Annotated in this window: 23 protein-coding genes and 1 pseudogene; 12 read left to right on the top strand and 12 right to left on the bottom strand. The window is 71.4% G+C overall.

The genetic code is table 11. The annotated features are described in order from the left end of the window. Positions 1-9: 9 nt before the first annotated feature. The gene (locus ABZ193_RS12900) at positions 10-1,230 is read right to left on the bottom strand and encodes an acetyl-CoA acetyltransferase (RefSeq protein ID WP_354709964.1); all 1,221 of its coding nucleotides are present in this window, start codon (positions 1,228-1,230) and stop codon (positions 10-12) included. A 168-nt stretch (positions 1,231-1,398) separates the two neighbouring features. Between ABZ193_RS12900 and ABZ193_RS12895 the strand changes: the two genes are divergently transcribed. The 5 genes from ABZ193_RS12895 to ABZ193_RS12875 are packed head-to-tail and all read left to right on the top strand — an operon-like array spanning position 1,399 to position 7,641. Then, positions 1,399-2,634, top strand: coding sequence for an ABC transporter substrate-binding protein (locus ABZ193_RS12895; RefSeq protein ID WP_354709963.1), 1,236 nt, complete (start codon positions 1,399-1,401; stop codon positions 2,632-2,634). After that, a complete protein-coding gene (locus ABZ193_RS12890) occupies positions 2,631-3,515 on the top strand; it encodes a branched-chain amino acid ABC transporter permease (protein ID WP_354709962.1) in 885 nt (294 codons plus the stop codon). Before ABZ193_RS12895 ends, ABZ193_RS12890 begins: the two co-directional genes overlap by 4 nt. Beyond that, positions 3,508-5,295, top strand: coding sequence for a branched-chain amino acid ABC transporter ATP-binding protein/permease (locus tag ABZ193_RS12885; protein ID WP_354709961.1), 1,788 nt, complete (start codon positions 3,508-3,510; stop codon positions 5,293-5,295). The genes ABZ193_RS12890 and ABZ193_RS12885 overlap by 8 nt, the downstream gene beginning before the upstream one ends. Next, a complete protein-coding gene (locus ABZ193_RS12880; RefSeq protein WP_237336917.1) occupies positions 5,295-6,065 on the top strand; it encodes an ABC transporter ATP-binding protein in 771 nt (256 codons plus the stop codon). Before ABZ193_RS12885 ends, ABZ193_RS12880 begins: the two co-directional genes overlap by 1 nt. A gap of 1 nt (position 6,066) precedes the next feature. Further along, positions 6,067-7,641 carry an AMP-binding protein gene (locus ABZ193_RS12875; RefSeq protein WP_354709960.1) on the top strand — a complete coding sequence of 525 codons (1,575 nt, stop codon included), beginning with the start codon at positions 6,067-6,069 and terminating at the stop codon, positions 7,639-7,641. Here the strand turns inward: ABZ193_RS12875 and ABZ193_RS12870 are convergent. The 3 genes from ABZ193_RS12870 to ABZ193_RS12860 form a co-directional block, all read right to left on the bottom strand. Next, positions 7,613-8,239: a TetR/AcrR family transcriptional regulator gene (locus ABZ193_RS12870; protein ID WP_354709958.1), complete on the bottom strand. Its 627-nt coding sequence runs from the start codon at positions 8,237-8,239 to the stop codon at positions 7,613-7,615. The genes ABZ193_RS12875 and ABZ193_RS12870 overlap by 29 nt on opposite strands. 176 nt (positions 8,240-8,415) lie before the next feature. Then, positions 8,416-8,742 carry a hypothetical protein gene (locus ABZ193_RS12865; protein WP_354709956.1) on the bottom strand — a complete coding sequence of 109 codons (327 nt, stop codon included), beginning with the start codon at positions 8,740-8,742 and terminating at the stop codon, positions 8,416-8,418. A 157-nt stretch (positions 8,743-8,899) separates the two neighbouring features. Further along, entirely contained in the window at positions 8,900-9,139 is a 240-nt protein-coding gene (locus tag ABZ193_RS12860; RefSeq protein ID WP_308191159.1) for a TetR family transcriptional regulator, read from the bottom strand. A 35-nt stretch (positions 9,140-9,174) separates the two neighbouring features. Here ABZ193_RS12860 and ABZ193_RS12855 point away from each other — a divergent pair. Together ABZ193_RS12855 and ABZ193_RS12850 are read left to right on the top strand one after the other, a co-directional pair. Then, positions 9,175-9,453, top strand: a pseudogene (locus ABZ193_RS12855) (SDR family oxidoreductase); the annotation flags it as partial. 83 nt (positions 9,454-9,536) lie between these two features. Beyond that, positions 9,537-9,671 carry an SDR family oxidoreductase gene (locus ABZ193_RS12850; RefSeq protein WP_354710020.1) on the top strand — a complete coding sequence of 45 codons (135 nt, stop codon included), beginning with the start codon at positions 9,537-9,539 and terminating at the stop codon, positions 9,669-9,671. A gap of 6 nt (positions 9,672-9,677) precedes the next feature. Here ABZ193_RS12850 and ABZ193_RS12845 read toward each other — a convergent pair whose 3' ends face one another. Continuing rightward, complete coding sequence (locus ABZ193_RS12845) at positions 9,678-10,748, bottom strand: pyridoxamine 5'-phosphate oxidase family protein (protein ID WP_354709954.1); 1,071 nt, start codon at positions 10,746-10,748, stop codon at positions 9,678-9,680. Positions 10,749-10,815: 67 nt separating this feature from the next. On the opposite strand from ABZ193_RS12845, the gene ABZ193_RS12840 reads away from it, so the two are divergent. Further along, entirely contained in the window at positions 10,816-11,466 is a 651-nt protein-coding gene (locus ABZ193_RS12840) for a TetR/AcrR family transcriptional regulator (RefSeq protein WP_354709952.1), read from the top strand. On the opposite strand, the gene ABZ193_RS12835 is transcribed toward ABZ193_RS12840, so the two are convergent. Next, on the bottom strand, positions 11,448-11,798 hold the full coding sequence (locus ABZ193_RS12835) for a helix-turn-helix transcriptional regulator (protein ID WP_020419963.1): 351 nt from the start codon (positions 11,796-11,798) through the stop codon (positions 11,448-11,450). The genes ABZ193_RS12840 and ABZ193_RS12835 overlap by 19 nt on opposite strands. Positions 11,799-11,837: 39 nt before the next feature. Between ABZ193_RS12835 and ABZ193_RS12830 the strand changes: the two genes are divergently transcribed. Further along, a complete protein-coding gene (locus ABZ193_RS12830; protein ID WP_354709951.1) occupies positions 11,838-13,223 on the top strand; it encodes an MFS transporter in 1,386 nt (461 codons plus the stop codon). On the opposite strand, the gene ABZ193_RS12825 is transcribed toward ABZ193_RS12830, so the two are convergent. Beyond that, the gene (locus ABZ193_RS12825; RefSeq protein WP_354709950.1) at positions 13,199-14,134 is read right to left on the bottom strand and encodes a helix-turn-helix domain-containing protein; all 936 of its coding nucleotides are present in this window, start codon (positions 14,132-14,134) and stop codon (positions 13,199-13,201) included. The two genes, ABZ193_RS12830 and ABZ193_RS12825, sit on opposite strands and share 25 nt — an antisense overlap. A 101-nt stretch (positions 14,135-14,235) precedes the next feature. Here ABZ193_RS12825 and ABZ193_RS12820 point away from each other — a divergent pair, with 101 nt between their 5' ends. Then, entirely contained in the window at positions 14,236-15,255 is a 1,020-nt protein-coding gene (locus tag ABZ193_RS12820) for a saccharopine dehydrogenase NADP-binding domain-containing protein (RefSeq protein WP_354709949.1), read from the top strand. Here the strand turns inward: ABZ193_RS12820 and betA are convergent. From betA to ABZ193_RS12805, 3 genes are read right to left on the bottom strand one after another with little or no spacing between them, the layout of a single operon-like run. Then, positions 15,234-16,892 carry a choline dehydrogenase gene (betA, locus tag ABZ193_RS12815; protein ID WP_354709947.1) on the bottom strand — a complete coding sequence of 553 codons (1,659 nt, stop codon included), beginning with the start codon at positions 16,890-16,892 and terminating at the stop codon, positions 15,234-15,236. The genes ABZ193_RS12820 and betA overlap by 22 nt on opposite strands. Positions 16,893-16,903: 11 nt before the next feature. After that, entirely contained in the window at positions 16,904-18,424 is a 1,521-nt protein-coding gene (locus ABZ193_RS12810; RefSeq protein WP_020419958.1) for an amino acid permease, read from the bottom strand. A 45-nt stretch (positions 18,425-18,469) separates the two neighbouring features. Beyond that, positions 18,470-19,939: an aldehyde dehydrogenase family protein gene (locus ABZ193_RS12805; protein WP_354709945.1), complete on the bottom strand. Its 1,470-nt coding sequence runs from the start codon at positions 19,937-19,939 to the stop codon at positions 18,470-18,472. Positions 19,940-20,097: 158 nt separating this feature from the next. Between ABZ193_RS12805 and ABZ193_RS12800 the strand changes: the two genes are divergently transcribed. Continuing rightward, positions 20,098-20,676: a TetR family transcriptional regulator gene (locus tag ABZ193_RS12800; protein ID WP_354709943.1), complete on the top strand. Its 579-nt coding sequence runs from the start codon at positions 20,098-20,100 to the stop codon at positions 20,674-20,676. Positions 20,677-21,418: 742 nt separating this feature from the next. On the opposite strand, the gene ABZ193_RS12795 is transcribed toward ABZ193_RS12800, so the two are convergent. After that, positions 21,419-22,582, bottom strand: a complete 1,164-nt coding sequence (locus tag ABZ193_RS12795; RefSeq protein ID WP_354709941.1) for an FAD-dependent oxidoreductase — start codon at positions 22,580-22,582, stop codon at positions 21,419-21,421. Then, positions 22,582-22,902, bottom strand: coding sequence for a bifunctional 3-phenylpropionate/cinnamic acid dioxygenase ferredoxin subunit (locus tag ABZ193_RS12790; protein WP_020419952.1), 321 nt, complete (start codon positions 22,900-22,902; stop codon positions 22,582-22,584). The genes ABZ193_RS12795 and ABZ193_RS12790 overlap by 1 nt, the downstream gene beginning before the upstream one ends. Before the next feature lie 120 nt (positions 22,903-23,022). Here ABZ193_RS12790 and ABZ193_RS12785 point away from each other — a divergent pair, with 120 nt between their 5' ends. Further along, the gene (locus ABZ193_RS12785; protein ID WP_237336929.1) at positions 23,023-23,811 is read left to right on the top strand and encodes an IclR family transcriptional regulator; all 789 of its coding nucleotides are present in this window, start codon (positions 23,023-23,025) and stop codon (positions 23,809-23,811) included. Positions 23,812-24,070 lie beyond the last annotated feature (259 nt).

Below are 24,070 nucleotides of genomic sequence, written 5' to 3'. Positions count from 1 at the left end.
GGAAGCCGCTCACCCGGTGACCACGAAGCTCACCGCCGTGCTGCAGCTGCCCCCGACGTTGAGGGTCGCGGCGGTGCGCGCTCCCGGTACCTGGTAGTCGCCGGCGGTTCCGGTCACCTGCCGGTGCGCGTCCAGCAGCATCCGGACTCCGGTGGCCCCCACTGGGTGCCCTGCGCCGATCAGGCCGCCCGACGGGTTCACCGGCAGGCGCCCGTCGAAGTCGATGTGGCCGTCCTCGATGGCCTGCCAGGCCTTCCCGGGATCGGTCAGTCCGAAGTGGTCGATCGCGACGTACTCGGTGATCGTGAAGCAGTCGTGGGTTTCGATCACGTCGAGCTCTTCCGGTCCACGCACGCCGGCCCGGCCGTAAGCGTCGGTGATCGCTTGCCGGACGTTCGGGAACAGGTAGCGCCCCTCGTGGGTGAACTTCGCGCTCAGCGGTAGTGGTGCGGTGTGGTGGCCCCATCCGCTGATCCGGCTGGCCCTGCGGCCGGGCGACCCGCCCAGCCAGGACTCGGTGAACCGGCTGCCGGCGAGCACGATCGCGCTCGCCCCGTCGGTGATCCGGCCGCAGTCGCTCCTCCGGGTGCGGCCGGTGACGATCGGGTTGGCGATGTCGTCGGCGTCGAAGTGGCCGGGTTCGGCTGTCCAGTCACGGGTCTGGGCGAGCGGGTTGCGGCGGGCGTTGGTGCGGTTGAGCTCGGCGATGCGGTTGAGGTGGGTTTGGTCGAGGCCGTACCGGCGGTCCACCTCCTGGCTGATGCGGTCGAAGAGGTGCGGCCAGGGCAGCTCGCCGGAGTCCAGTTCCTGGGGTGTCCACGCCGCGGAGCCGAGGTTGCGTGCCGCTTCCTCACCCGCGACGTTGCGCATCAGCTCGACCCCGACGACGAGGACGACGTCGTACCGCCCGGCCTCGATCTCCGCCATGGCGGCCAGCGCCGCGGCACTACCGGACGCGCAGGCTGCTTCGTGCCTGCTGGTGGGCAGCGTGGCCCAGGCCGGGGTCAGCATCGGGATCATCGCACCGAGGTGCGACTGCCCGGTGAAGCGCTCCCCGCCGAAGTTGCCGACGTGCGCGGTGTCGATGTCGGACGGTTCGAGTCCCGTCACGCCGAGGCAGTCCCGGACAGCCTGCTCCAGCATGTCGAAGAGCGGGTTGTCGCTCTGTTTGGCCCACTTGACGGCGAAATCGGTCTGGGCGCCGCCCAGGATGTGGACTGTGTCGGCCATGGCGCTCCCTTGCTGGTGAATGAACGTACATGCAATATCGCTTCCCGCTCGGGACTTGGCAAGTCTTCCGGGCTGTTCACCACGTCTCTTGACGTGCGAGAAGCGCGATGTATATAAACGCTCATACACGTACCCGTTTCGGGTGATCCGACGCCAACGGAGGCGCACATGGACACGAGCCTGAGCCGCGGCGGACCCGGCTTGTCCCGCCGGACCGCCCTGTCGGGGGCGCTGGCACTGGGAACCGGGCTCCTCGGCGCCGGACTGACGGCGTGCGCCGGTCGCGGAGCGGGATCCACGGACGGGCAGGCCGAGCTCGGCTGGATCCAGCCGAAGACCGGGCGGCTGGCCAGCGCCTACGCCCCCACCTTCATCGGCACGCGGCTTGCCCTGCAGGAGATCAACGCCGCGGGCGGCCTGCTCGGCACGGCGATCGCGGTGCACGAAGAGGACGACGAGGGATCCCCCGCCACGCAGGCGACCGTCGCCCAGCGGTTGCTCAGCGCGCGACCGGACTTCGTCGTCGGTCCGACGGGCAGTTCCCAGGCCGTCGCGTCGGTCACCGCGCTCGCCCGCGGCAACGCGATCCAGTCCGCGTGGGGCGGCGCCGACCTCCTCGGCGACGGGGCCCGGTTCCCCGGGCACTACCAGCTGGTCTTCAACACCAGCAGGCAGGGCAGGGCGGCCGCGAAGTTCCTCTTCGAGACCCGCGGCCTCCGCCGGATCGGCCTGCTCACCGAGAACTCCGAGTTCGGCAAGTCCATGCAGGAGTCCTTCACCCGCACCCTGCGTGAGGACTACCGCACCGAACTCGCCGGTGTGCAGGTGTTCGAGCCGAACGCCCCGGACATGACGCCCTACCTCAACCAGCTGGCCCGCGCCGGGGTCGAGGGGCTCGGCATGTTCAGCGGACAACCGCAGGCGGCCGTGCTGTCCCTGCGGGCGATGGCCAACGGCGGCTTCGCGCCGGTGATCGTGGCCCACGACCTCAACTACATCGACGCCTACAACGAGATCCCGGTCGAGCTGCTGCGCAACTTCTACGGCACCGCCTACCGCTCATTGACCTACCCCCGGGGTGGTGCCCCGTCGGGCCCCGCGGTCGAGTACGCGGCCAAGATCCGGGCCGAGGCCGGGCAGCTGGCGTTCTCCGCCGCCAACAGCCCGTACTACGACTTCCTGAAACTGCTGGCCACGGTGGTGGAGCAGGAGCGAACGACGGACCCGGAGCGGCTGCGGGCCGCCTTCGACCGGGTGCGGGGTTACCCGGGCGTGCGGGCACCGATCTCGTTCACCGAGACCGACCACTGTGGAATCGGTGACGACGCGATCGCCATCGCGACGCTGCTCTCGGCCCGGGACGAGGCGTCCGCGGGCGGCATCTTCCGGGAGCTGGCCTCGTGAACCCGGTCAGCGAGGTCCTCGTCCCGGGCCTGACGTTCGGCAGCCTGTACGCGCTCGTCGCGATCGGGTTCAACGTGCTCTACCGGCCGACGAACGTGCTCAACTTCGCGCAGGGCGACCTGGTGATGGTCGGCGCGATGCTGATGGCCGCGACCGGCCTCGGGGGGCTGCCGTGGCCGATCGCGCTCGTCTGCGTGGTGGTGGTCGTCGGCCTGGTCGCGCTGCTCGAGGAACGGCTGGCCGTCGCGCCCGTGCTGCGCCGGTCCAGTCACGCCGCGGGCTGGGTCATCACCACGCTCGCCTTCTCGCTGGTCCTGAGCCAGGTCGCGGGCCGGATCTGGACCGCGGAACCGCGATCGGTGGCGCCATCGGAGCCGTTGTCCCTGCGACCGATCGACTTGCTGGGGCTGCAGATCAGCAGTTACCAGCTCGTGGTGATCGGTGTGGTCGTGGTGCTCGTCGTCGCGCTCGAACTCGGGGACCGGACGCGGTTCGGGTGCGCGGTGCGGGCGGTCGCCGCGGACCGCGACGCGGCGCGGCTGCAGGGGATCCGGCCGGACCGGATCGGCCGCATCTCGTTCCTGGCCGGGGGCGCGCTGGCCGGGCTCGCCGGGGTGCTCGCCGCGCCGCTGCTGCTGGCCTCGGTGACCATGGGGTTCGGCCTGCTCATCCGCGGGTTCTTCGCGGCCATCGTGGGCGGTGTCGGCGATCACCGGGGCGCGCTGGTCGCGGGCTGGCTGCTCGGCGTCGTCGAAGCTGCCGGGGCGCGGTATGTTTCGCCGGGCATGCAGACCGCGGTCCTCTTCGGGGTCGTCGTGGTCGTCCTGATGGTCCGGCCCACCGGGCTCCGGCGTGCGGGCGGGGTGCTGCGCCATGTCTGACGCGACACTGGCCGCACGACGGCCTTGGGTGATCGGCGGGCCGCGGGCCAGGGTGGCCGGGATCGCGCTCGCCGCGGGCGCCGCGGCGGCGTTGCCGCTGGTCGCCGGTGACCCGTTCGTCGTGTACCTGGCGACGCTGGTGGGCATCTATGTCCTCGTCGCGATGGGGCTGAACCTGCTGTTCGGCTACGCCGGGCAGGTCTCGCTCGGCCACGGCGCGCTGGTCGCCGTCGGTGCCTACGTCGCGGCGGTGCTGACCACGGCGCACGGGTGGTCCTTCTGGGCCGCCCTGCCGGTCGCGATGCTCGGCGCGGGCCTGGTCGGCAGCCTGATGGCGTTGCCCGCGCTGCGCCTGACCGCCTGGTACCTCGCCCTCATCACGCTGGCGTTCGGGATGGTCGTCAACGGCCTGCTGGTCGAGATGCGCGCGATCACCGGTGGCTTTTCCGGGATCTTCGGCGTGCCGCGCCCGGAGGCGGGCGGGTTGCCGCTGGACGACGCGAGCTTCTTCTGGCTGGTGCTCGCCTTCGTCGTCGTCACGTACTTGGTGCTGCGGAACCTAGTGCGCTCACGAGTCGGCCGCGCGCTCATCAGCGTTCGCGATGCCGAGGAGGCGGCCCGCTCGGCGGGCGCGAACACGGTGCGGCTCAAGGTGTTCGCGTTCTTCCTCAGCGCGGTCCTCGCCGGCGCGGCGGGTGCGTTGCTCACCGGGCTCAAGGGCATGGTGACACCGGACGACTTCACCATCGACTTCTCGGTCTTCTTCCTGCTCGTGGTGATCGTCGGCGGGGCGGGACGGCTGGGCGGTCCGGTCGTCGGCGTGCTGGCGTTCTTCGTGCTGCCCGAGTTGCTGGGAGCGCTGGCCGAATGGCGCTTGCTGGTCTACGGCGCGGCGTTGCTCGTGGTCGCCGTCTACGCTCCGCACGGGATCGCCGGCGCCTGGTCGCGCTGGTGGCGCTCCCGCCGGCCGCCGATCCCGGTGACCGAGCGCCTACCGGATCCGCCGCGGCCGCCGCGGCGGGACGCGCTGAGCCTGACGGCCCGTGGCCTGGTCAAGGGTTTCGGCGGCGTGCGTGCCCTGCGGTCCGCCGATCTGGCGGTACCCGCCGGCACCATCCACGCGGTGGTCGGGCCCAACGGGTCCGGCAAGACCACTCTGCTCAACACCATCACCGGCTACGTCCGGGCCGACGACGGCACCGTGCAGCTCGGAGGGCGGGGGATGGTCCGGCGGTCGCCCGACCGGATGGCCCGCGCCGGCGTCGGCCGCACTTTTCAGACGCCGCGCCTGCTACCGGAACTGAGCGCGCTGGACAACGTCCTCCTCGGCGCCTATGCGCGGGAGCGGTCGCCCGCGGTGGTGATAGCGGCGGGCCTGCCGCCTGCCCGCCGGGAGGCCGCCGCGCTCGCCGCCGAAGCCATGGCCTACCTGCGGTTCATCGGGCTGGGCGACGTCGCGGGGCAGCACGCAGGTGCGCTTCCGCACGGCAAGCAGCGGCTGCTGGAGATCGGCCGCGCGCTGATGGCCCGTCCGAGCCTGCTGCTCCTCGACGAGCCGGCCGCCGGCCTGTCGATGACCGAACTCGACGCGCTGGGACGGCTGTTGCGGGAGATCCGCGCCGACGGTGTCACCGTCGTGCTCATCGAGCACCACATCGAACTCGTCGCCGAGGTGGCCGACGCGGTCACGGTGCTGCACGAGGGCGCGACGCTGGTGTCGGCGCCGCCGGCGACGGCCCTGACCGACGACCGTGTTCTCGACGTCTACCTGGGGCGCTGATGACTCCTCTCCTCGAACTGTCCGAGGTCACCGCCGGCTACGGCTCGGCACCGGTGGTCGAAGACATCACCCTGGCCGTCGAGCCGGGCCAGGTCTGCGCGCTCGTCGGCGCGAACGGGGCAGGCAAGAGCACGCTCCTCGGCACCATCTCCGGTCTGCGGCACCCCAGCCGCGGCCGGATCACCTTCGACGGAGCCGACCTGAGCCGCGCGGCCCCGGAGACCGTCGTGGGACGCGGACTCGTGCACGTGGCGGAGGGACGGCGCATCTTCCGCGGGCTCACCGTGCGGGAGAACCTCGACCTCGGGCTGTGGCGGTCCGGTCTCGGCAAGCCGGAGCAACGCGACCGGCTGGACCGGGTGCTCGGGCTGTTCCCGTTCCTGCGCGCCCGGCTGTCCGCGCAGGCTGAAGTCCTCAGCGGTGGTGAACAGCAGATGCTGGTCATCGGGCAAGCCCTCATGCGCGAGCCGCGGATGCTGCTGCTCGACGAACCCTCCCTCGGGCTGGCGCCGGTGATGGTCGACCGCGTTTTCGACACGATCGAGGTGCTGCGCGCCGAAGGGCTGAGCCTCCTGCTGGTCGAGCAGGTGGTCGAGCGGGCGCTGAGCATCGCCGACCGGGGTTTCGTGATGCAGAACGGACGCATTGTCGCCGAGGGGCCGGGCCCGGACCTGCTGCGCGGTCCCGGCTTGCGCCAGGCGTACCTGGGGGCGTTCGCTGGGGGGAGCCCGTCCGGCGACCCCGCTGATCCGACGGAAGCGAGGCAGTGACATGGACTGGTGGAGTTCGGCCGTTCCGGGGCCCGAGGAGTGCGTGCTGGGGCAGCTGCTGCGGCGGCACGCCCGCGAGCGCGGGGACACCGTGCACGCGGTGTTCCAGGACGGCAGCCGCTGGACCTACGGCGAGACCTGGCGGGCGGCGAACGGGGTCGCCCGCCGACTGGCCGCGCTCGGCGTCCGGCACGGCGACCGCGTTCTGTCCTGGCTGCCGAACGGTCCGGACGCGCTGCGCGTCTGGTATGGCGCCAACCTGCTCGGCGCGATCTACATGCCGCTCAACCCCGCCTACCGCGGCGGCCTGCTCCAGCACGCGATCCGCTTGTCCGGCGCCAGGGTGATGGTCGCGCACCCCGATCTGGTACCGCGCCTGGCCACGCTGGAGGGCGGTCAACTGGACCACGTGGTGCCGCTGACCAGTCGCGATTGGACGGACGCCGGGCCGGAGGTGGTTCCGGAATCGCCGGTCCAGCCCTGGGACCCGTACGCGATCATCCTGACGTCCGGGACGACCGGGCCGTCGAAGGGCGTGGTGTGCTCCTACACGCACGTCGCCACAACTGCCGCGGCGGCGTTCGACGAACGGTTCGGGGAGCAGGACCGGTACATGATCAACCTGCCGCTGTTCCACGCCGGTGGCACGATCGGCTGCTACGCGGCGTTGCTGAAGGGCGCGTCGATCGCGGTCGTCGACCGGTTCGACACCGGCCGGTTCTGGGACCTGGTGCGCACGACCGGGACCACCCACGTGACCCTGCTCGGCGTGATGGCGACTTTCCTCGCCAAGCAGCCGCCCGCTCCCGGCGACCGCGACCACCCCCTGCGGCACGTGTTCATGGTGCCGTTGAACGACGACGTGGCCGGTTTCGCCCGCCGCTTCGGGGTGCGTGTGACGGCGCTGTTCAACATGACCGAGACGTCGATCCCGATCATCTCCGAGGACGATCCGGCGACCCCGGGGACCTGTGGCCGGGTTCGCCGCGGCGTGCAGGCACGGCTCGTCGACGAGTTCGACCGGGAAGTCCCCGACGGGACGCCAGGCGAGCTGGTGCTGCGCACCGACCGGCCGTGGGCGATGAACTCCGGCTACTGGGGCATGCCCGAGGCGACGGCGCGGGCCTGGCGGAACGGCTGGTTCCACACCGGGGATGCCTTCCGCCGCCGCCCCGACGGCGAGTACTTCTTCGTCGACCGCGTCAAGGATGCGATCCGGCGGCGCGGCGAGAACATCTCGTCGTTCGACGTGGAGGCGGAGATCCTGGCCCACCCGGCGGTGCGCGAAGCTGCGGTCGTCGCGGTGCCCAGCCCGCACGGCGAGGACGACGTGCTGGCTGTCGTCGCACCGGTCGAGGGGGCCGTCATCGATCCGGCGGAGCTGCTGGCGTTCCTGTCCGACCGGATGGCGCACTTCATGGTGCCGCGCTACATCCGGGTGCTCGACGAACTGCCCAAGACGCCCACGAGCAAGATCGAGAAGCACCGGCTGCGGGCGGCCGGCGTCACCGCGGACACGTGGGACCGCGAGGCGGCCGGGTTGCGGGTCAAGCAGGAGCGAATCGCTCAACACTGATGGGCGCTGCCGCACCGGCCGTGCGCAGCGCGAGCACGGCGAATTCGTCGGCGAGGTCCGGCACGCTGAGGTGGCCGCCGGGGTGGTACCAGCGGCCCACCTCGGTCCACGTGCTCAGCAGCACCTTCGCGAGCAGGGCGTTGTCGGCCGTCGGCCGGAACACCCCGGTGCGGATGCCGCGTTCCAGCAGCCGCTCGACGAGGTGGCCGAGCCGCAGACGGCTGCTCCGGATTTCGGCTGCCTGGGGCTCGGGGAGGTTGCGCCACTCCGCGTGGCTGATCGAGGTCTCCTTGCGGTAGGTGGCCGAGAACGCGGTCAACGCCTGGGCCACTTCCGCGAGCTGGCGGGCCGGGTCTCCGCCCGCGCGCAGGATCGCGTCGGCCGTGACGCGCTCGGCCTCGGAGTGCGTGCGTGAAACGATGGAGTAGAGCAGTTCCTCCTTCGAGCGGAAGTGGTTGTAGAGCGCACCGGAGGTGAGTCGCAGCGCCGCCGTGATGTGCCGGACGCTGGTGCGGTCGTAGCCCTGCTCGAAGAACAGGTCGACCGCTGCCGCACGGACGCGGTCGGCCGCGGCGGTTCGCGCTGTGGAGTTCCCCATGGCTCGATCGTACTGCTTGAATGAACGTTCGTTGCCCGCTTCAGTACCCGGGGTACCACACTGAGCCTTCGATTCTTCGACCGACCCGAGAAAGGTGCTTTCCGCGGTCCGCGGTCCGCGGTCCGCGGCAGCGGGAGGGATGTGCTCGACGGTCCGCCGCGGGCAGATGGCTGCGGTCAGACGCGGGTCAAGGCTGCCGACACGTCCAGAGGCGCTCCGTGGTCGCGGGTCGAGAGCATGCCATTACCCCCTGTGAGTGGTCGGCGAGGTTTGGCGTCGTCTGGCACTGCGTACGCTTCCTGTGCGTCGTCGAGATGATGGCCGCCCGTGTGGGCGAATTGCGGTGTGATCGCGGTGACGACGCCCGTCGCTGCTGCCTGTTCGACCGTCTTGTATGACGCCTGCGGCTTCAGGTCATCGAGCAGAACCCGGACCTGCTCGGACTGCTCACCCGCACCGCCCCGGAGGTGTTCGAAGGACCTGCAGCGCATGACCGCAGTCATTGGCCTCCTGTTCTCTGACCGCGCGCAGGGTGTTGTCAGCGGCCGAGGGAGCGCTCGGTGATCCGCTGGGTGAACAGTCGTTTCGTTGTAGAGGCGGCATGCGCGGGCCCGCACGTCTTCGTCTTGGGCGCTCAGAGTGCTGCGACGCTGTTGGCTATCAGGCAGCCCTAGCCCTGCGGTGGCAGCTCCATGCGGCCGCCCTCGTTGAAGGTGACGGCTGACGTGACGCCGTGCCATGGGCTCGGGTCCGCGGTCGCTCACGCTTGCTGCCGAAGGCGCCGTAGAGGCTTTGCGTTCCGACCCCGGTGGCGTCGGTGAGGTCCTGGATCGACGTGCCCGCGTAACCGCAGCGCCAGAACGTGTCCCGCGGGGCGGACGGCGCTGGTGACCGGCGGATCCAGGGGAGTCGGCGCCGGTATCGTCGCCCGGCTCATGGCGGTCGGAGCGAAGGTGGCGTTCACCTATGCCAACTCCCGGGACCGCGCGGAGGCGGTGGCGGCCGCGACCGGGGGCGTCGCGCACCCGATCCGCGCCGGCAGCAGGCACGAGCAGGACATCGAGGCCGCTGTCGCCGAGACCACTGACCGCTTCGGCGGCCTGGACATCCTCGTCAACAACGCCGCTGTCGGCAGCTTCGGTCCCATCACCGACCTGAAGATGGACGAGATCGACACGATGCTGATGATCAACGTGTGCTCGGTGATCGTCGCGATCCGCGAGGCTCTCGCGCACCTGGGTGAAGGCGGGCGGATCATCAACATCGGCAGCCCGCCGACGGGCCCCTCGCGCCGGCCATGCTCGGCGTCATGGCGACGGACCGGTACGGCACCGCGGCCGAGGTCGCGGCCTTCGTCTCCTACCTTGCCGGCCCGGAAGCCGCGTACATCACCGGCTCCAGCCTCAACATCGACGGCGGATTCACCGCGTAACCCGGCTCAGCGGGGCGGCTCTTCGTAGCCCTCTTTCCGCAGGCCCGAGCGGTAGGTGCGGTCCATCACCCGGCGCAGCAGCCGGTTCGCGCCCGGGACCGCGTTGAGCAGGAAGGCGCCGCCCGCGGCCGTCGCCGAGTTCGCGGCTACGTGTTTTCCCGCCACGGCAAGGAGATCCGGCACCGGGTCACGGTCGGCGCCGGGATTCCACGGCTGTGAACGCACCACGGCGTCGTTGACGGCGATCGACGCGTCCTCGACGGTGATGAGCAGCGCCGCGTGCGGCGGCTTCCCGCGCAGCGCCAAAGGCTCCAGATGTGCCGGGTCGACGGTGATCGCGCCCCGCCCACGGACGTGCAGCACCTCGTCCCGGCCCGGGACGAGCGCGGCGAACGACAGCCGGTCGTCCTGCAGCAGGTTGTGCAGCGTGTCGGCGCGCTTGTTGCCCTTCCGGTCCGGGATGACGAGCGTGCGGCCGTCCACGATGCGCGCCACCGCCTCCCGGTCCCCGCGCGGGCTCGTGTCGCTCCCGCCGGAGGAGTCCCAAGTGGACAGCGCGAGGAACGGGGCCGCGGCGAGGAACTCGGCGATCCCGGCCTGGCACAGTGGACCGTCACCTCCGGGTGCGGCGACCTGCCCGGCCGGATCGCGGGGCTGCCACAGCCGGGACCGGAGGATGGCCTGCGCGCAGTGGACGTAGGCCTCCGCGACGTCGGCGAAGACCCGCTCGCCCTTCCGCTTGGCCACGGAACCGTTGAGGCGCAACACCTCCCCGACACCCGGCAGGAGGAAGAAGAACGAGACCGCACCCCGCGCGTCGTCGTCCAGGGTGAACGAGAACCGGGTGGCCGAGTGGACGCGGACGAACCCCGGCGCGCCGCCGAGGAACGTCGTCCGGCTCGCGCCGCCGGCGTCCCGGTAGCCGACGGCCGCGATCGGCGAGCTGGCCAGGACGGCCCGGCAGCCCTCGTCGAGGACGGAGGTCTGCTTGAGCGTGATCATCGGCGCCGGGCGCCCGACGATGGACTCGACCTCGTCCACAGTGGTGAGCTGGTGTGGTGCGTTAGGGCAGGTCATGCCACTATTGTGAGCAATAGCTCAGCTTTTTGGCTACTCGCTTTTCGCGCCACGAGGAGGATGTGCGATGCCGTCGGACGACCGTCGCCTTCAAGCACGTCGCAAGCCCCGGCAGGTGCGCGCGGAGCTCACCCGCGAGCGCATCCTCACCGCCGCTGCTCACGTTTTCGCCGAGCACGGCTACGCCGCCGGCACCACCAACCGCATCGCCGAGCGCGCCGCCATCTCGATCGGCTCGCTGTACCAGTACTTCCCGAACAAGGACGCCATCCTCGCCGAGCTGCTGGTGCGGCACATCGACCGCGGCCGGTGGACGCCCGCCGACCAGCTCGACCTGTCACCGGGCAGCCTGGAGGAGCTGGTCCGGGCCCTGGTGCGGGACGCGATCGACAACCACCGCGACGATCCCCAGCTGCTGCGGATCATGATCGAGCAGGCGCCGGTTTCGCGGGAGCTCCTCGACACGATCGACCGGCACGGGAAGATGCGCGTCGGTCAGGTGCGCGACCTGCTCGCCCGGCACCCCGATGTGGGTGTGCGGGACCTGGACACCGCGGCGGAGCTGATCGTGTTCACCGTGGAGACGAACACCCACCGGGCGATGGCCGATCCGCGGACCATCGGGACCGCGGCGCTGGAGAACGAGCTGGTCGCCATGGTGACCCGGTACCTGCGCGGGGACCGCCCCGCGCAGGGCGGTCACGCGGACGCGCGCTGACGGCCCGCCTCCCGGCGGGCGGATTCGATGATCGTGTCCAGCAGGCCGGGGAAGGCGCGCTCCAGGTCGGCCCGGCGGAGCTCGTTCAGCTTCACCGTGCCCTGGTAGTGCTGCCGGATGATCCCGGCCTGCCGCAGGACCTTGAAGTGGTGCGTGCTGGTCGACCGGGTGACGTTGATGTCGAACGTGCCGCACGCCATGTCCTCGCCCGAATCGGCGAGTTGCCGCACGATGCTGCGCCGCACCGGGTCGGTCAGCGCGTCGAGCACGCCCTGCAGCGTGATGTCCTCCGCGGCGGGGTGGTCGTTGATCCGGTCCGTCACGGCACCCATATTACGATGATCGTCGAAGTTTGACCACCATGAAGTTTGATGGCTATCGTACTTACCGTGCGTGACTCCTCCGGGCTGAAACTCGCCGCGCTCGCCACCGGCTTCGTCATGGCCTCGCTCGACGTGACCGTCGTCAACGTCGCCGGCACCGCGATCCAGCAGCAGCTCGGCGCCTCGCTGTCCGAACTCACCTGGATCGTCGACGGCTACGTGCTGGTGTTCGCCTCGCTGCTGATGCTCGCGGGTGGCCTGGCGAACCGCTTCGGCGCGCGGGCCGTCTACCTGGCCGGGATGGCGGTCTTCTTCGCCGCCTCGCTCGCCTGCGCGTTCGCGCCCACGGCCGGGGTGCTCATCGCCGCGCGACTCGTCCAGGGCATGGGCGCCGCGTTGTTCATGCCGAGTTCCCTGTCCCTGCTGGTGTTCTCGTTCCCCGACAAGCGCCGGCGCACCCGCATGCTCGGGCTGTGGTCGGCGATCGTCGCCACCTCGGCCGCGCTCGGGCCGACCCTCGGCGGGCTCTTGGTAAGCGCTTTCAGCTGGCCCAGCATCTTCCTGCTCAACCTGCCCATCGGCGTCGCCGGCATCCTGCTGACCCGGCGCTGCATCCCAGCGGTCGACGGGCGCCGCATCCGGTTGGGCGTGCCCGGGCACGCCCTGTGGATCGCGGCGCTCGCCGCGCTGAGCTTCGCGCTCATCGAAGGTCCGCGGCTGGGCTGGCTGGCGCGCCCGGTGCTGGCCGCGTACGTGGTGCTGGGCCTCGCCGCCGCCGCGCTCGTCACCCGCGAACGGCGGGTCGAGAACCTGGTCATGCCGTGGAAGCTGTTCCGCGGCGCGGGTTTCACCGGCGCGAACCTGGTCGGGTTCCTGTTCAACTTCGCCGTCTACGGCGGCATGTTCATGCTCAGCCTGTACTTCCAGCACGCCCGCGGTGCCGGCCCGCTCCTCGCGGGCCTGGAGCTGTTGCCGATGACGATCTGGTTCCCGCTGGGCAACCTGGTCTACTCGCGCATCGCGGGCCGGATCCCGAACGGGGTGCTGCTGACGGTCTTCCTGCTCGTCGCCGGCATCGCGTCGCTCGCCATGGTCGGCATGTCGACCGAGACGCCGTACTGGGTCCTGGCCGTCGCCGTGGCGGTGGCCAACGTCGGCGCGGGCATCATCTCGCCCGGGATGACCGCCGCGCTGGTCGAGTTCGCCGGAGTCGCGCACGCGAACGTGGCCGGCGCCGTGCTCAACGCCAACCGCCAGATCGGCACGCTGGTGGGCGTCGCGGCGATGAGTGTCGTGCTCGGCGCCGTCACGGACTGGGGCCGCGGCGCCGGCCTGTCCTTCCTGCTCCTCGGCGTCGCCTACCTCGCGGGCGCGGCCGGTGCGTGGTGGCTGATCGCCAGGTCGGAGCTTCAGGCGCGGAACGTGCGGCGGTAGGTGTCCGGCGGCACCCCGACCGCGCGGTGGAAGTGGCGCCGCAGCGTCGTCGCGGTGCCCATGCCCGCGGCGGCGGCGATCGCGTCGATGCTGTCGTCCGTGCTCTCCAGCAGCTCCTGCGCGCGGCGGATGCGTTGCGCCAGCAGCCACCGCAGCGGGGTGGTGCCGGTGACGGCGCGGAAGTGCCGGGCCAGGTGCCGTGAGCTCAGGTTCGCCTGGCGCGCCAGGTCCTCCACCGTCAACGGCTGGTCCAGCCGCCGCATCACCCACGGCAGCAGCTCGGCCAGCGGATGGCCGTCGTCCTCCGGCACCGGCGTGCTGACGAACTGCGCCTGCCCGCCTTCCCGGTGCGGCGGCACGACCAGGCGGCGGGCGACTACGTTCGCGATCGCCGAGCCGTGGTCGAGACGCACCAGGTGCAGGCACAGGTCCATCGCCGCCGCCTTGCCCGCGGACGTGAGGACGCGGCCGTTGTCCACGTAGAGGACGTCCGGGTCCACGGTCACCCGCGGGTAGCGCGCGGCGAGTTCGTCCGTGTGCGCCCAGTGGGTGGTCGCGCGCAGCCCGTCCAGCAGGCCGGCGGCCGCGAGCACGAATGCGCCGGTGCACAGCGACACCACCCGCGCGCCCGACTCGTGAGCCGCGCGCACCGCGTCGACCAGGTCGGCGGGCGGGTCCTCGTCGACGTCGGCCAGCGCGGGGACGATCACGGTGTCCGCCTCGGCCAGCCGGTCGAAACCGCCGTCCGGCTCGACCCGGAACCGGCCGGCTCGCACCGGGCGCGCGCCGCACACGCTGAGGTCGTACCAGGGGACGCGCACGGCGTCCGGCGGCGAGCCGAAGACCTCGCAGGCCAGCGCCAGTTCGAAGTGCAGCATGCCGTCGGTGGTGGCGACGGCGACGGAGTTCATGTCCGAAAGTGTACGGGTCGTGTCGTTCCGGACACTGGGCAGCGGGGGTCCGGCCGGACAGGATTGCCGCAGTGGATCACTTCGAGCACGTGGGAGCAGGCATGGGACGGGTTGCGGTGTACGGGGCGTACGGACACACCGGGCGGTTCGTGGTCGCGGAGTTGCGCGAGCGCGGGCACGTCCCGCTGTTGCTGGGCCGCGACCGGGAGAAGCTCCTGGCGGTGGCGCAGCCGGACCTCGAAGTGCGGGCGGCGGCCGTCGACGACCCGGCCGCACTGGACCGCGCCCTCGCCGGGGCGGACGCCGTGATCAACTGCGCCGGGCCCTTCGCGACGACCGCCGCCCCGCTGATCGAGGCGGCGTTGCGGGCGGGCATCCCGTACGTCGACGTGGCCGCCGAGATCGAGGCGAACGCCGACACCTTCGCCCACTTCGCGGAGCGGGCGGGGGAGAACGTGGTCGTCCCGGCGATGGCGTTCTTCGGCGGCCTCGGCGACCTGCTGGTCACCGCCGCCATGGGGGACTGGACGGCGGCCGACGAGGTGCACCTCGCCTACGGCCTGAGCAGCTGGCACCCCACCGCCGGGACGCTCGCGGCGGGGGCGGTGTCGCGGCAGCGGCGGGACGACCGCCGCGTCCGCTACACCGGCGGACGGCTGGAGTACCACGACGACGCCCTGCCGACGCTGGAGTGGGAGTTCCCCGCGCCGCTCGGGCCGCAGGACGTCATCGGGGAGTTCAGCATGGCCGACATCGTCACCGTCCCCACCCACCTGGACGTGCCCGAGGTGCGCACCTACATGACGGCCAAGGCGGCGGCGGACCTGGCCGCGGCCGGCGCCGCGGCCCCGGCCGCCGTCGACGAGCGGGGCCGCTCGGCACAGACCTTCGTCGTCGACGTCGTGGTCCGCCGCGGCCCCGAGGAGCGCCGGATCTCCGCCGCCGGGCGGGACATCTACGCGATCAGCGCGCCGCTCGCGGTGGAGGCCGTCGCCCGGATCCTGAGTGGACGGACCCGGGCGACGGGCGTGGTGTCCGCGGGTGCGGCGTTCGACGCGCCGGACTTCCTGTGCGCGCTGGCGCCGCACCTGTCGGTGTCTCAGCCGGCGTTGTGCCGGTAGAAGGGCTCCTTGATCGGCGCCAACGGGGTGTTGCCGAGGATCAGGTCCGCCGCCTTCTCCGCGGTCATGATCACCGGCGCGTAGATGTTGCCGTTGGTGATGTAGGGCATCACCGACGCGTCCACCACCCGCAGGCCCTCCGTGCCGTGCACCCGCATCGACCCGGGGTCCACAACGGACATCTCGTCGACGCCCATCTTCGCCGTGCAGGACGGGTGCAGCGCGGTCTCCGCGTCCTTCGCCACCCAGTCCAGGATCTGCTCGTCGGTCTCCACGCCGGGGCCGGGGGAGATCTCGCCGCCGTTGTAGCGGTCCAGCGCGGGCTGGTTGAGGATCTTGCGGGCCACCCGCACGGCCTCCACCCACTCGCGCCGGTCGTTCTCGGTGGACAGGTAGTTGAACCGCAGCGCCGGGTGCCGCCGCGGGTCCGTCGACGTGATCTTCACGCTGCCGCGGGTGTCGGCGTACATCGGTCCCACGTGGACCTGGTAGCCGTGCCCGCCGGCGGGCACCGAGCCGTCGTAGCGGATCGCGATCGGCAGGAAGTGGAACATCAGGTTCGGGTAGGCCACGGTGTCGTTGCTGCGCACGAAACCGCCGCCCTCGAAGTGGTTCGTGGCGCCCGGGCCGGACCGCAGGAACAGCCACTGCGCGCCGATCAGTGGGCGCTTCCACGTCGCCAGGTGCGGCTGCATCGACACCGGTTCCTTGCAGGTGTACTGGATGTACACCTCGAGGTGGTCCTGCAGGTTCTCACCCACACCGGGCAGGTTGTGGACCACGTCGATGCCGAGCCGGCGCAGCTCGGCCGCGTTGCCCACGCCCGACAGTTGCAGCAGTTGCGGCGTGTTGATCGCCCCGCCGCACAGCACGACCTCCTTGCCGTACACCTCGCGCGGCGCGCTCCGCCCGGTCGAGTACTCGACCCCGACCGCGCGGTTGCCGCGGAACAGGACCTGCGACACGAACGCGCGGGTCTGCACGGTCAGGTTCTTCCGGTGCCGCACCGGGTGCAGGTAGGCGCGGGCGGCGGAGAGCCTGCGGCCGCGGCGCACGTTCCGGTCGAAGGGCGCGAACCCCTCCTGCCGGTAGCCGTTCACGTCGTCCGTGCGCGGGTACCCGGCCTGTTCCGCGGCCTCGAAGAACGCCTGGAACAACGGGTTCGACGCCGGTCCGCGCTCCAGCTCCAGCGGGCCGTCGTGCCCGCGCCAGCGCCCGTCCGGCGGGTCGGCCAGGCAGTTCTCCATGCGCTGGAAGTAGGGCAGGCAGTGCGCGTAGTCCCAGCCGGACATGCCGGGATCGGCGGCCCAGCGTTCGTAGTCCATCGGGTTGCCCCGCTGGAAGATCATGCCGTTGATGCTGCTCGACCCGCCGAGGATCTTGCCGCGCGCGTGGTAGATGCGCCGCCGGTTCATGAACGGCTCCGGCTCGCTGCGGTAGCCCCAGTCGTAGAAGCGGCTGCCGATCGGGAAGGTCAGCGCGGCGGGCATGTGCACGAACACGTCCCACTTCGCGTCCGACCGGCCCGCCTCCAGCACCAGCACCTTCACCTTCGGATCGGCCGACAGCCGGTTGGCCAGCACGCACCCGGCCGAGCCGCCGCCGACGATGATGAAGTCGTAGTTCTCGGTGCTCACGTTCGTCCTCCTCAGGAAAGCTCGTCGACGAGCCGGTCGCCGCGGTCGGCCTGGTGTTCGGGGAGCGTGCCAAGGCGGTGGCGGCCGCGGAGCCGGAACCACGCCAGGCCGATCGCGGCGACGATCCCGATGAAGATCAGGGCCATCCAGCGCAGCGCCCCGCCGCCGTAGATCTGCTCGCGCGGCCACGCCAGGTTCACGGCCATCCCGGCGCCCCACAGCACGGCGACGACGTTGACCGGCAGGCCGAGCCGCCCGAGCGAGAAGTGGCCGCCGGCGTCGCGGCCCGACCACCCGCCACGCAGCCGCTTGACCAGCATCGGCACCGTCACCAGCAGGTAGGCCAGGTAGATCATGACCACCGCGACGCTGGTGACCGCGGTGAAGATCTGCGGTGTCCCGATGTTGACCAGCAGGATCGCCACCGCGACCGCGCCGATGAGGATCGCCGGGACCACCGGGGTGCCGGTCTTGGCGTTGATCCGCGCCAGCCGCACCCCGAACGGCAGGGCGTTGTCGCGGGCCATCGCGAACATCAGCCGGATCCCGGCGGTGTGCACGGCCAGCGCGCACACCGTGATGGCGACGACGATGCAGCCCAGGAACACCTTGCCCAGCGGCCCGCCGAGCACCTGCAGCACGATCAGCTGCAGTCCGCCCGACGACGTGCCCAGCCGCGGATCGGACAGGTCGGGCGCGGCCATGATGGCGAACAGCAGGATCAGCCCGCCGATCACGAACGACGCGATGACCGCGCGCAGGATCGCCACCGGCGCGGTGCGCCGCGGGTTGACCGTCTCCTCGCCCAGCGAACTGGCCGTGTCGAAGCCGTACATGACGTAGGCCGAGGCGATCGCGGCCACCAGGAACACGCCGGCGTAGCCACCCACGTGCCCCTCGCCGAGCCCGTGCGTGTCGACGAAGACACCGGGGCCGCGCACCACGTTCACCGCGAGGATGACGACCAGCAGGACCGCCGCGATCAGCTCGATGAACACGCCGATGCTGTTGATGCGCGCCATCAGCTTCACGCCGAAGGCGTTCACCAGCGTGGTGAACAGGATCAGCACCGCGCCCCAGATCACCGCGGAGATCCCGAAGTCGTGGGCGCCGCTGCCGTCGCCGACCAGCTGGAAGCCGGACCACAGCTGCGGCAGCGTGACCTGGTAGGCCAGCACCACGCTGGCCAGGGTGACCACGGAGGCGGTGAACATCATCCAGCCTGCCAGCCACGACGTGGTGGGCCCGGCGAGTCTCTTGGACCAGTTGTAGACCGAACCGGCGACCGGGTAGCGGGCGGCCAGCTCGGCGAAGCACAGGGCCACCGCGATCTGCCCGACGAAGACCATCGGCCAGGACCACCAGTAGGCCGGCCCGCCGGTGCCGAACCCGAAGTAGAACAGCTGGAACGTGCCGGTGAGGATGGAGATGTAGCTGACCCCGGCGGCGAAACTCGCGAACTTGCCGATGCTGCGGTCGAGGGACTGCCGGTACCCGAACTCGGACAGTCCGTGGTCGTTGCTGGTGCTCACGCGCGCCTCCTCTTCAGTACTGCGGCGTGGAGAGGGGAGTCCCGGTCAGCCCTTGAACCAGTGCTGCGGCCGGGGATCGATGTTGTGGTAGATGTGCTTGGTCTCGCGGTACTCGTGCAGGCCGGACGGGCCCAGTTCGCGGCCGATGCCGGACTTGCCGAAGCCGCCCCACTCCGCCTGCGGCAGGTACGGGTGGTAGTCGTTGATCCAGACCGTGCCGTGGCGCAGCGCACCGGCCACCCGCTGGGCGCGGCCGGCGTCGGAGGTCCACACCGCGCCGGCGAGGCCGTAGTCGGTGTCGTTGGCCAGCTCGACGGCCTCCTCCTCGGTGGCGAACCGTTCCACCGTGACGACCGGGCCGAACACCTCCTCGCGCACCACGGCCATGTCGCGGGTGCAGTCGCTGAACACCGTGGGCCGGAGGAAGAAACCGTTGCGCAGCGCGGGATCCTCGGGCCGCGTGCCGCCCGCGCGCAGGGTGGCGCCGTCGGCGATCGCCCCGGCGATGTAGCCCTCGACCTTCGCGCGGTGCTGCTCGGAGATGAGCGGACCGCACTCGGTGTCCGGGTCGAGCCCGTTGCCGAGCCGGATCCGCTCGGCGCGCCGGGCGAGCTCGCCGACGAACCGGTCGTGGATCCCGTTCTGCACGATCAGCCGCGCGCCCGCCGAGCAGACCTGTCCGGAGTGGACGAACGCGGCGTTGAGGGCGAGGTCGACGGCGGTGTCGAAATCGGCGTCGTCGAAGACCACGTTGGGGTTCTTGCCGCCGAGTTCCAGCGCCACCCGCCGGACGCCGCGCGCCGCGGCGGCCATGATCTTCTCGCCGGTCGCCAGCCCGCCGGTGAACGACACCAGGTCGACCCCGGGGTGCTCGACCATCGCCGCGCCGACCGCGCCAGGGCCGAGCAGCAGGTTCACCACGCCCGGCGGCACACCGGCCTCCTCGGCGAGCGCGACGAGCCGGATGGTGGTCAGCGGGGTGAGCTCGCTCGGCTTGAGCACCATCGTGTTGCCCGCCGCCAGCGCGGGGGCGATCTTCCAGGAGATCTGCAGCAGCGGGTAGTTCCACGGGGCGATCAGCGCGCAGACGCCCACCGGCTCGTGCACGATCCGGCTGATCGCGGCCGGGTTCCCGGTGTCCACCACGCGCCCGGCCTCCTGCGCGATCGCCGCGGCGTAGTAGCGGAACACCGCGACCACGTCGTCGACGTCGATGCGCCCTTCGGCGAGGGTCTTGCCGGTGTCGAGGCTTTCCGTGCGGGCGATGTCCTCGCGGTCGCGGACCAGCAGGTCGGCGATGCGGCGGAGCAGTTCGGCGCGTTCGGCCGCGGTGGTGCGGCGCCACGGCGAGACGGGGCGGAACGCCGCTCGTGCGGCTTTGACGGCCCGGTCCACGTCCTCCGGACCGGCGAGGGCGACCGTCTGGATGACGGAGGCGTCGTAGGGGTTGCGGACGTCGGTGCGGGACCCGTCGCGCCCCTCGGTCCAGTTCCCGTCGATGTACAGGTCCTTCATGAGCCCTTTCCGATGCGGTAGCGGGCAACGCCGGCGCGGGAGATGTGATGCGCGGCACTTCAGTGCGTACATTTGTACATGAGAGTGCGTACGGATGTCCATACTCGTCGGCTACGATCGTGTTAACCGGGTGTCTTCGCAGGTGAGGGGTGTGCGCGGTGGTGTCAGGGCAGGCGGCCGGATCGCGCCGGCAGCGTCCCAACGATCCCGGGCGGCGCACGAAGATCGCGCGGGCGGCGATCGACGTGGTGGCCGAGCGGGGGATCGATGGGCTGACCCACCGGGCGGTCGCCGCGGCGGCGGGGGTGCCGCTGGGGTCGACCACGTACCACTTCCGCACGCTGGACGACCTGCTCGAGGTCGCGCTGAGCCAGGCGGCCGAGGACAACGTCCGCCGCCTGCGGGAGTGGGAGCGCAGCGTGCCGCCGGACGCGGACTTCGCGGCCGCGCTGGCGGAGCTGGTGATGCGGTACGTGCGTGACGAGGGCCCGCACACGGTGGTCGAGTACGACCTCTACGTGGCGGCCATGCACCGCCCCCGGTTGCGCCCGGTGAGCGCGGCGTGGGACGACGCGCTGATCGAGCTGTTCGGCTCCCGGACGGACGCCCTGACCGGGCGCCTGCTGGCCGGACTGTTCTGCGGATTGCTGATGCAGTTGGCGATCGCGGACGGCACACCGTCTATTTCGGACATCGAGGCGCTGTTTCGGCGCGCGATCGCCGGTCCTGCTTCCTGAGCGGTTAGCGGCCGCGCGATGAATGGGCCATTCATTGATGCGCAGCTGGTCCACCCGCGCCCCGATGAACGGACCATTCATCGGGGCGACATGCCCAGTCGTTCGGGGCATGAACGGACCGTTCATCGACCCGCCACATGCCCCCCCGGCGGCGGGGTGAATGGACCATTCATCAAGCCAGGACATGCTGGCTCGCTCCCAAGGGATGAATGGACCGTTCATCGCGGCACCGTCGGTCCACTCGCTCGCGAAGGCATGAACGGGTCGTTCAGCGACGCACCACTGGTCCACCCGCGCCCCGTTGAACGGGCCATTCATCGGGGCGCGACATGCCCAGCCGCTCGAAGGCATGAACGGTCCATTCATCGACGCACGATTGGTCCACTCGCGAACCTGTGAACGGACCGTTCATCGGGGCGCGAGATGCCCAGCCGCCCCGCAGGCATGAACGGACCGTTCATCCACCCACGACAGGCCTCGCGGCGGCAGCACGAACGGCCCATTCGTCAAGCCGGGACATGGTGGCCCGCTCCCAGAGATGAATGGACCGTTCATCGCGGAGCCACCGGCCCACCCACTCGGGAGGGCATGAACGGGTCATTCATCGACCCGCGACTGGCCCACCCGCGAACCTGTGAACGGACCGTTCATCGGGGCGCGAGATGCCCAGCCGCCCCGAAGGCATGAACGGACCGTTCATCCACCCACCACAGCCCCCATCATCGCGGCATGAACGGCCCGTTCATACCGGTTCGGGAGCGGTGGCGCGCAGCTCGCGGCGCCAGCGGCCGAACACCTTCGGCTGGTTCATCGCGAACACCGCCACCGGGCGGTCGCCCCGCCGGAACACCGCCGTGAACCGGCGCGCCGCCGGGTCGCCGTCGACGACCTCCATCCGGTCGCCCTCGCGGCGGTGGCCCGCGAACTGCAGGCGCGCCCCGTACTGATCGGACCAGAAGTAGGGCGCGCGCGGGCTGGGCAGCTGCTCGTGCCCGAGCAGGGTCGCCGCGGCGGTGGCCGGTTGCTCGAGCGCGTTGGTCCAGTGTTCGAGCCGGATCTCGGCGCCGGCGAACGGGTTGTGCGACACCGCGCAGTCGCCGACCGCCACCACCGACGGGATGCCGGTCGCGCACCGGGCGTCCGTGCGCACGCCCCGCTCCGCGTCCAGACCGGACCCGGCCAGCCACTCGGTGTTCGGGACCGCGCCGACCCCCACCACCACGACGTCGGCAGGCAGCTCGCGGCCGTCGGTCAGGTGCACCGACCGCACCCGTTCCGCGCCGGTCAGCCCCGCCACGCCGACGCCGGTGATGAGCTCGACCCCGTGCTCGCCGTGCAGCGCCGCGCACACGCCGCCCAGCTCGACGCCGAGCGGTCCGGCGAGCGGCACGGCCTGCTGCTCGACCACCGTGACCGCCAGGCCGAGCCCGCGGGCGGTCGACGCGACCTCGGCCCCGATGAACCCGGCGCCGATCACCACCAGCCGTGCGCCGGGGACCAGTTCGGCCCGCAGCGCGATCGCGTCGTCCAGGGTGCGCAGCGTGTGCACACCGGCGAGCGGCGAGCCCGGCAGGCGGCGGGCCCGCGCGCCGGTCGCCAGGACCACGCCGTCGCAGGTGATCCGCTCGCCCGAGCCGAGCACGATGGTCCGCAGTGCCGGGTCGAGGGCCACGGCCCGCGCGCCCAAGCGCCAGTCCACGTCCAGGTCCTCGTCGTCGCTCTCCAGCGCCAGGTCGGCGGCGGACATCGTGCCGGCGAGGAACTCCTTCGACAGCGGCGGCCGGTCGTAGGGCCGGTGCGGCTCGTCGCCGACGACGACCACCCGCCCATCGAAGCCGGCCTCCCGCAGCGCGCGCGCCGTGGACAGGCCGGCCAGCGACGCGCCGGCGATGGCGATCACGCGCATCAGACCCCCATCCGCTGCGGCGCGTTGACGTTGACGTAGATCTGCCCGTCGACCACGACGACCTCGTGCGTGCGCACCGGCTTCTTGGCCGGGGGCCCGCTCGGCATGCCGGTGCGCAGGTCGAAGCAGGCGGCGTGCAGGGGGCACTCCACCGCACAGCCGTCCAGCCAGCCGTCGGCCAGTGAGGCGTCCTGGTGGGTGCAGGTGTCGTCGATCGCGTACAACGTGCCGTCGACGTTGAACACCGCGATCGGCACTTCGGCTTCGATGCGGACGGCTTCGCCGACGGGGAGGTCCTGGAGAGCGCAGACGGGAATCATGAGGCGGCTCCGTTGTGTAATGCACAACTACACGTGCTATCCGCAACAGAGTGCTGCAGCGTGGGGGGAGCGGTCAAGGCCCGGAAGTGGGAAATTGTGTCATGTGAGTAGAGTTGCGGTATGCGGAACAACGAGCGCTCTACGAACGGGTCCGCGAGTCAGGTCCAGTCGGTGGACCGGGCGATCGCCATCCTGGACATCCTCGCCAGACGCGGCGAGGCCGGGGTCACCGAGATCGCCCAGGAACTGGACGTGCACAAATCCACCGCGTTCCGCCTCGTCGGCGCGCTCGAGGCGTGGCAGCTGGTGGAACAGGTCAGCGAGCGCGGCAAGTACCGCCTCGGGTTCGGCATCGTGCGCCTGGCCGGCGCCACCACGGCCCGGCTGGACCTGTCCCGGGAGAGCCGCGCGGTGTGCGAGCGGCTCGCCGCGGAACTCGACGAGACTGTGAACGTCGCCGTCGTGGACCAGGGGCAGGCGACCAACATCATGCAGGTCTACGGCTCGGCGGCGGTGACCGCGCGGAACTGGATCGGCCAGCGCACCCCGCTGCACGCCACCTCCAGCGGGAAGGTCCTGCTGGCCTGGGCCGGCGACGACGACCGGGAGTCCGCGCTGGCCGAGCTGCCCGCGTTCACGCCGAACACGCGCACCGACCGGACCAAGCTCGCCGAGGAGCTGGAGCAGGTCCGCGAGCGCGGCTGGGCGTGCACCGTGGAGGAGCTGGAGGTCGGGCTGAACGCGGTGGCCGCCCCGATCCGCGCTGCGAACGGGGACGTGATCGCGGCGCTGTCGGTCTCCGGGCCGGCGTACCGGATGGAGCCGTCGTCCTATCCGGACATCGCCGAGAAGATCGTCGCGGGCGCCGAGGAGATCAGCTTCCGCGTCGGCTACCTCGGTCCGCGCTGACGGTTGGTCCGCCGCGGCAGGAGGCGGTGCGCGCGGTGCAGCCGGGCAGCGGGGGATGACCACGTGCCCGCGGACCGCTCGGGACAGCGCCGGCGCCTCGGCGACGCGGGCGGCTGTTCGCGACAGGAGCGGCGCCCACAACGCACGGCCCGGTCGGTCCGCGGGCGCCGGGGGTTGACCGTGCGTCGGCGGAGTGCTGGGGCAGCGCCGCGGCCCGGCATGCCGGTCCCGCGTGTGCGGCGCCGGGCCAGGAGTCCAC

This window comes from Amycolatopsis sp. NPDC006125, assembly GCF_040614195.1.
GTDB lineage: Bacteria > Actinomycetota > Actinomycetes > Mycobacteriales > Pseudonocardiaceae > Amycolatopsis_E > Amycolatopsis_E tucumanensis.
Note: the sequence above shows the minus strand (reverse complement) of the source record. Positions and strands in the feature narration are given on the sequence as shown.

What these genes read in the sequence shown, in the direction of transcription:
- ABZ193_RS12840 (WP_354709952.1), top strand. Translation starts at nt 10,816, where the DNA reads ATGCCGTCGGACGACCGTCGCCTTCAAGCACGTCGCAAGCCCCGGCAG.
- ABZ193_RS12835 (WP_020419963.1), bottom strand. Translation starts at nt 11,798, where the DNA reads ATGGGTGCCGTGACGGACCGGATCAACGACCACCCCGCCGCGGAGGAC.
- ABZ193_RS12820 (WP_354709949.1), top strand. Translation starts at nt 14,236, where the DNA reads ATGGGACGGGTTGCGGTGTACGGGGCGTACGGACACACCGGGCGGTTC.
- ABZ193_RS12830 (WP_354709951.1), top strand. Translation starts at nt 11,838, where the DNA reads ATGGCTATCGTACTTACCGTGCGTGACTCCTCCGGGCTGAAACTCGCC.
- ABZ193_RS12875 (WP_354709960.1), top strand. Translation starts at nt 6,067, where the DNA reads ATGGACTGGTGGAGTTCGGCCGTTCCGGGGCCCGAGGAGTGCGTGCTG.
- ABZ193_RS12805 (WP_354709945.1), bottom strand. Translation starts at nt 19,939, where the DNA reads ATGAAGGACCTGTACATCGACGGGAACTGGACCGAGGGGCGCGACGGG.
- ABZ193_RS12850 (WP_354710020.1), top strand. Translation starts at nt 9,537, where the DNA reads ATGCTCGGCGTCATGGCGACGGACCGGTACGGCACCGCGGCCGAGGTC.
- ABZ193_RS12895 (WP_354709963.1), top strand. Translation starts at nt 1,399, where the DNA reads ATGGACACGAGCCTGAGCCGCGGCGGACCCGGCTTGTCCCGCCGGACC.
- ABZ193_RS12870 (WP_354709958.1), bottom strand. Translation starts at nt 8,239, where the DNA reads ATGGGGAACTCCACAGCGCGAACCGCCGCGGCCGACCGCGTCCGTGCG.
- ABZ193_RS12885 (WP_354709961.1), top strand. Translation starts at nt 3,508, where the DNA reads ATGTCTGACGCGACACTGGCCGCACGACGGCCTTGGGTGATCGGCGGG.
- ABZ193_RS12900 (WP_354709964.1), bottom strand. Translation starts at nt 1,230, where the DNA reads ATGGCCGACACAGTCCACATCCTGGGCGGCGCCCAGACCGATTTCGCC.
- ABZ193_RS12825 (WP_354709950.1), bottom strand. Translation starts at nt 14,134, where the DNA reads ATGAACTCCGTCGCCGTCGCCACCACCGACGGCATGCTGCACTTCGAA.
- ABZ193_RS12795 (WP_354709941.1), bottom strand. Translation starts at nt 22,582, where the DNA reads ATGCGCGTGATCGCCATCGCCGGCGCGTCGCTGGCCGGCCTGTCCACG.
- ABZ193_RS12790 (WP_020419952.1), bottom strand. Translation starts at nt 22,902, where the DNA reads ATGATTCCCGTCTGCGCTCTCCAGGACCTCCCCGTCGGCGAAGCCGTC.
- ABZ193_RS12785 (WP_237336929.1), top strand. Translation starts at nt 23,023, where the DNA reads ATGCGGAACAACGAGCGCTCTACGAACGGGTCCGCGAGTCAGGTCCAG.
- ABZ193_RS12865 (WP_354709956.1), bottom strand. Translation starts at nt 8,742, where the DNA reads ATGACTGCGGTCATGCGCTGCAGGTCCTTCGAACACCTCCGGGGCGGT.
- ABZ193_RS12845 (WP_354709954.1), bottom strand. Translation starts at nt 10,748, where the DNA reads ATGACCTGCCCTAACGCACCACACCAGCTCACCACTGTGGACGAGGTC.
- ABZ193_RS12880 (WP_237336917.1), top strand. Translation starts at nt 5,295, where the DNA reads ATGACTCCTCTCCTCGAACTGTCCGAGGTCACCGCCGGCTACGGCTCG.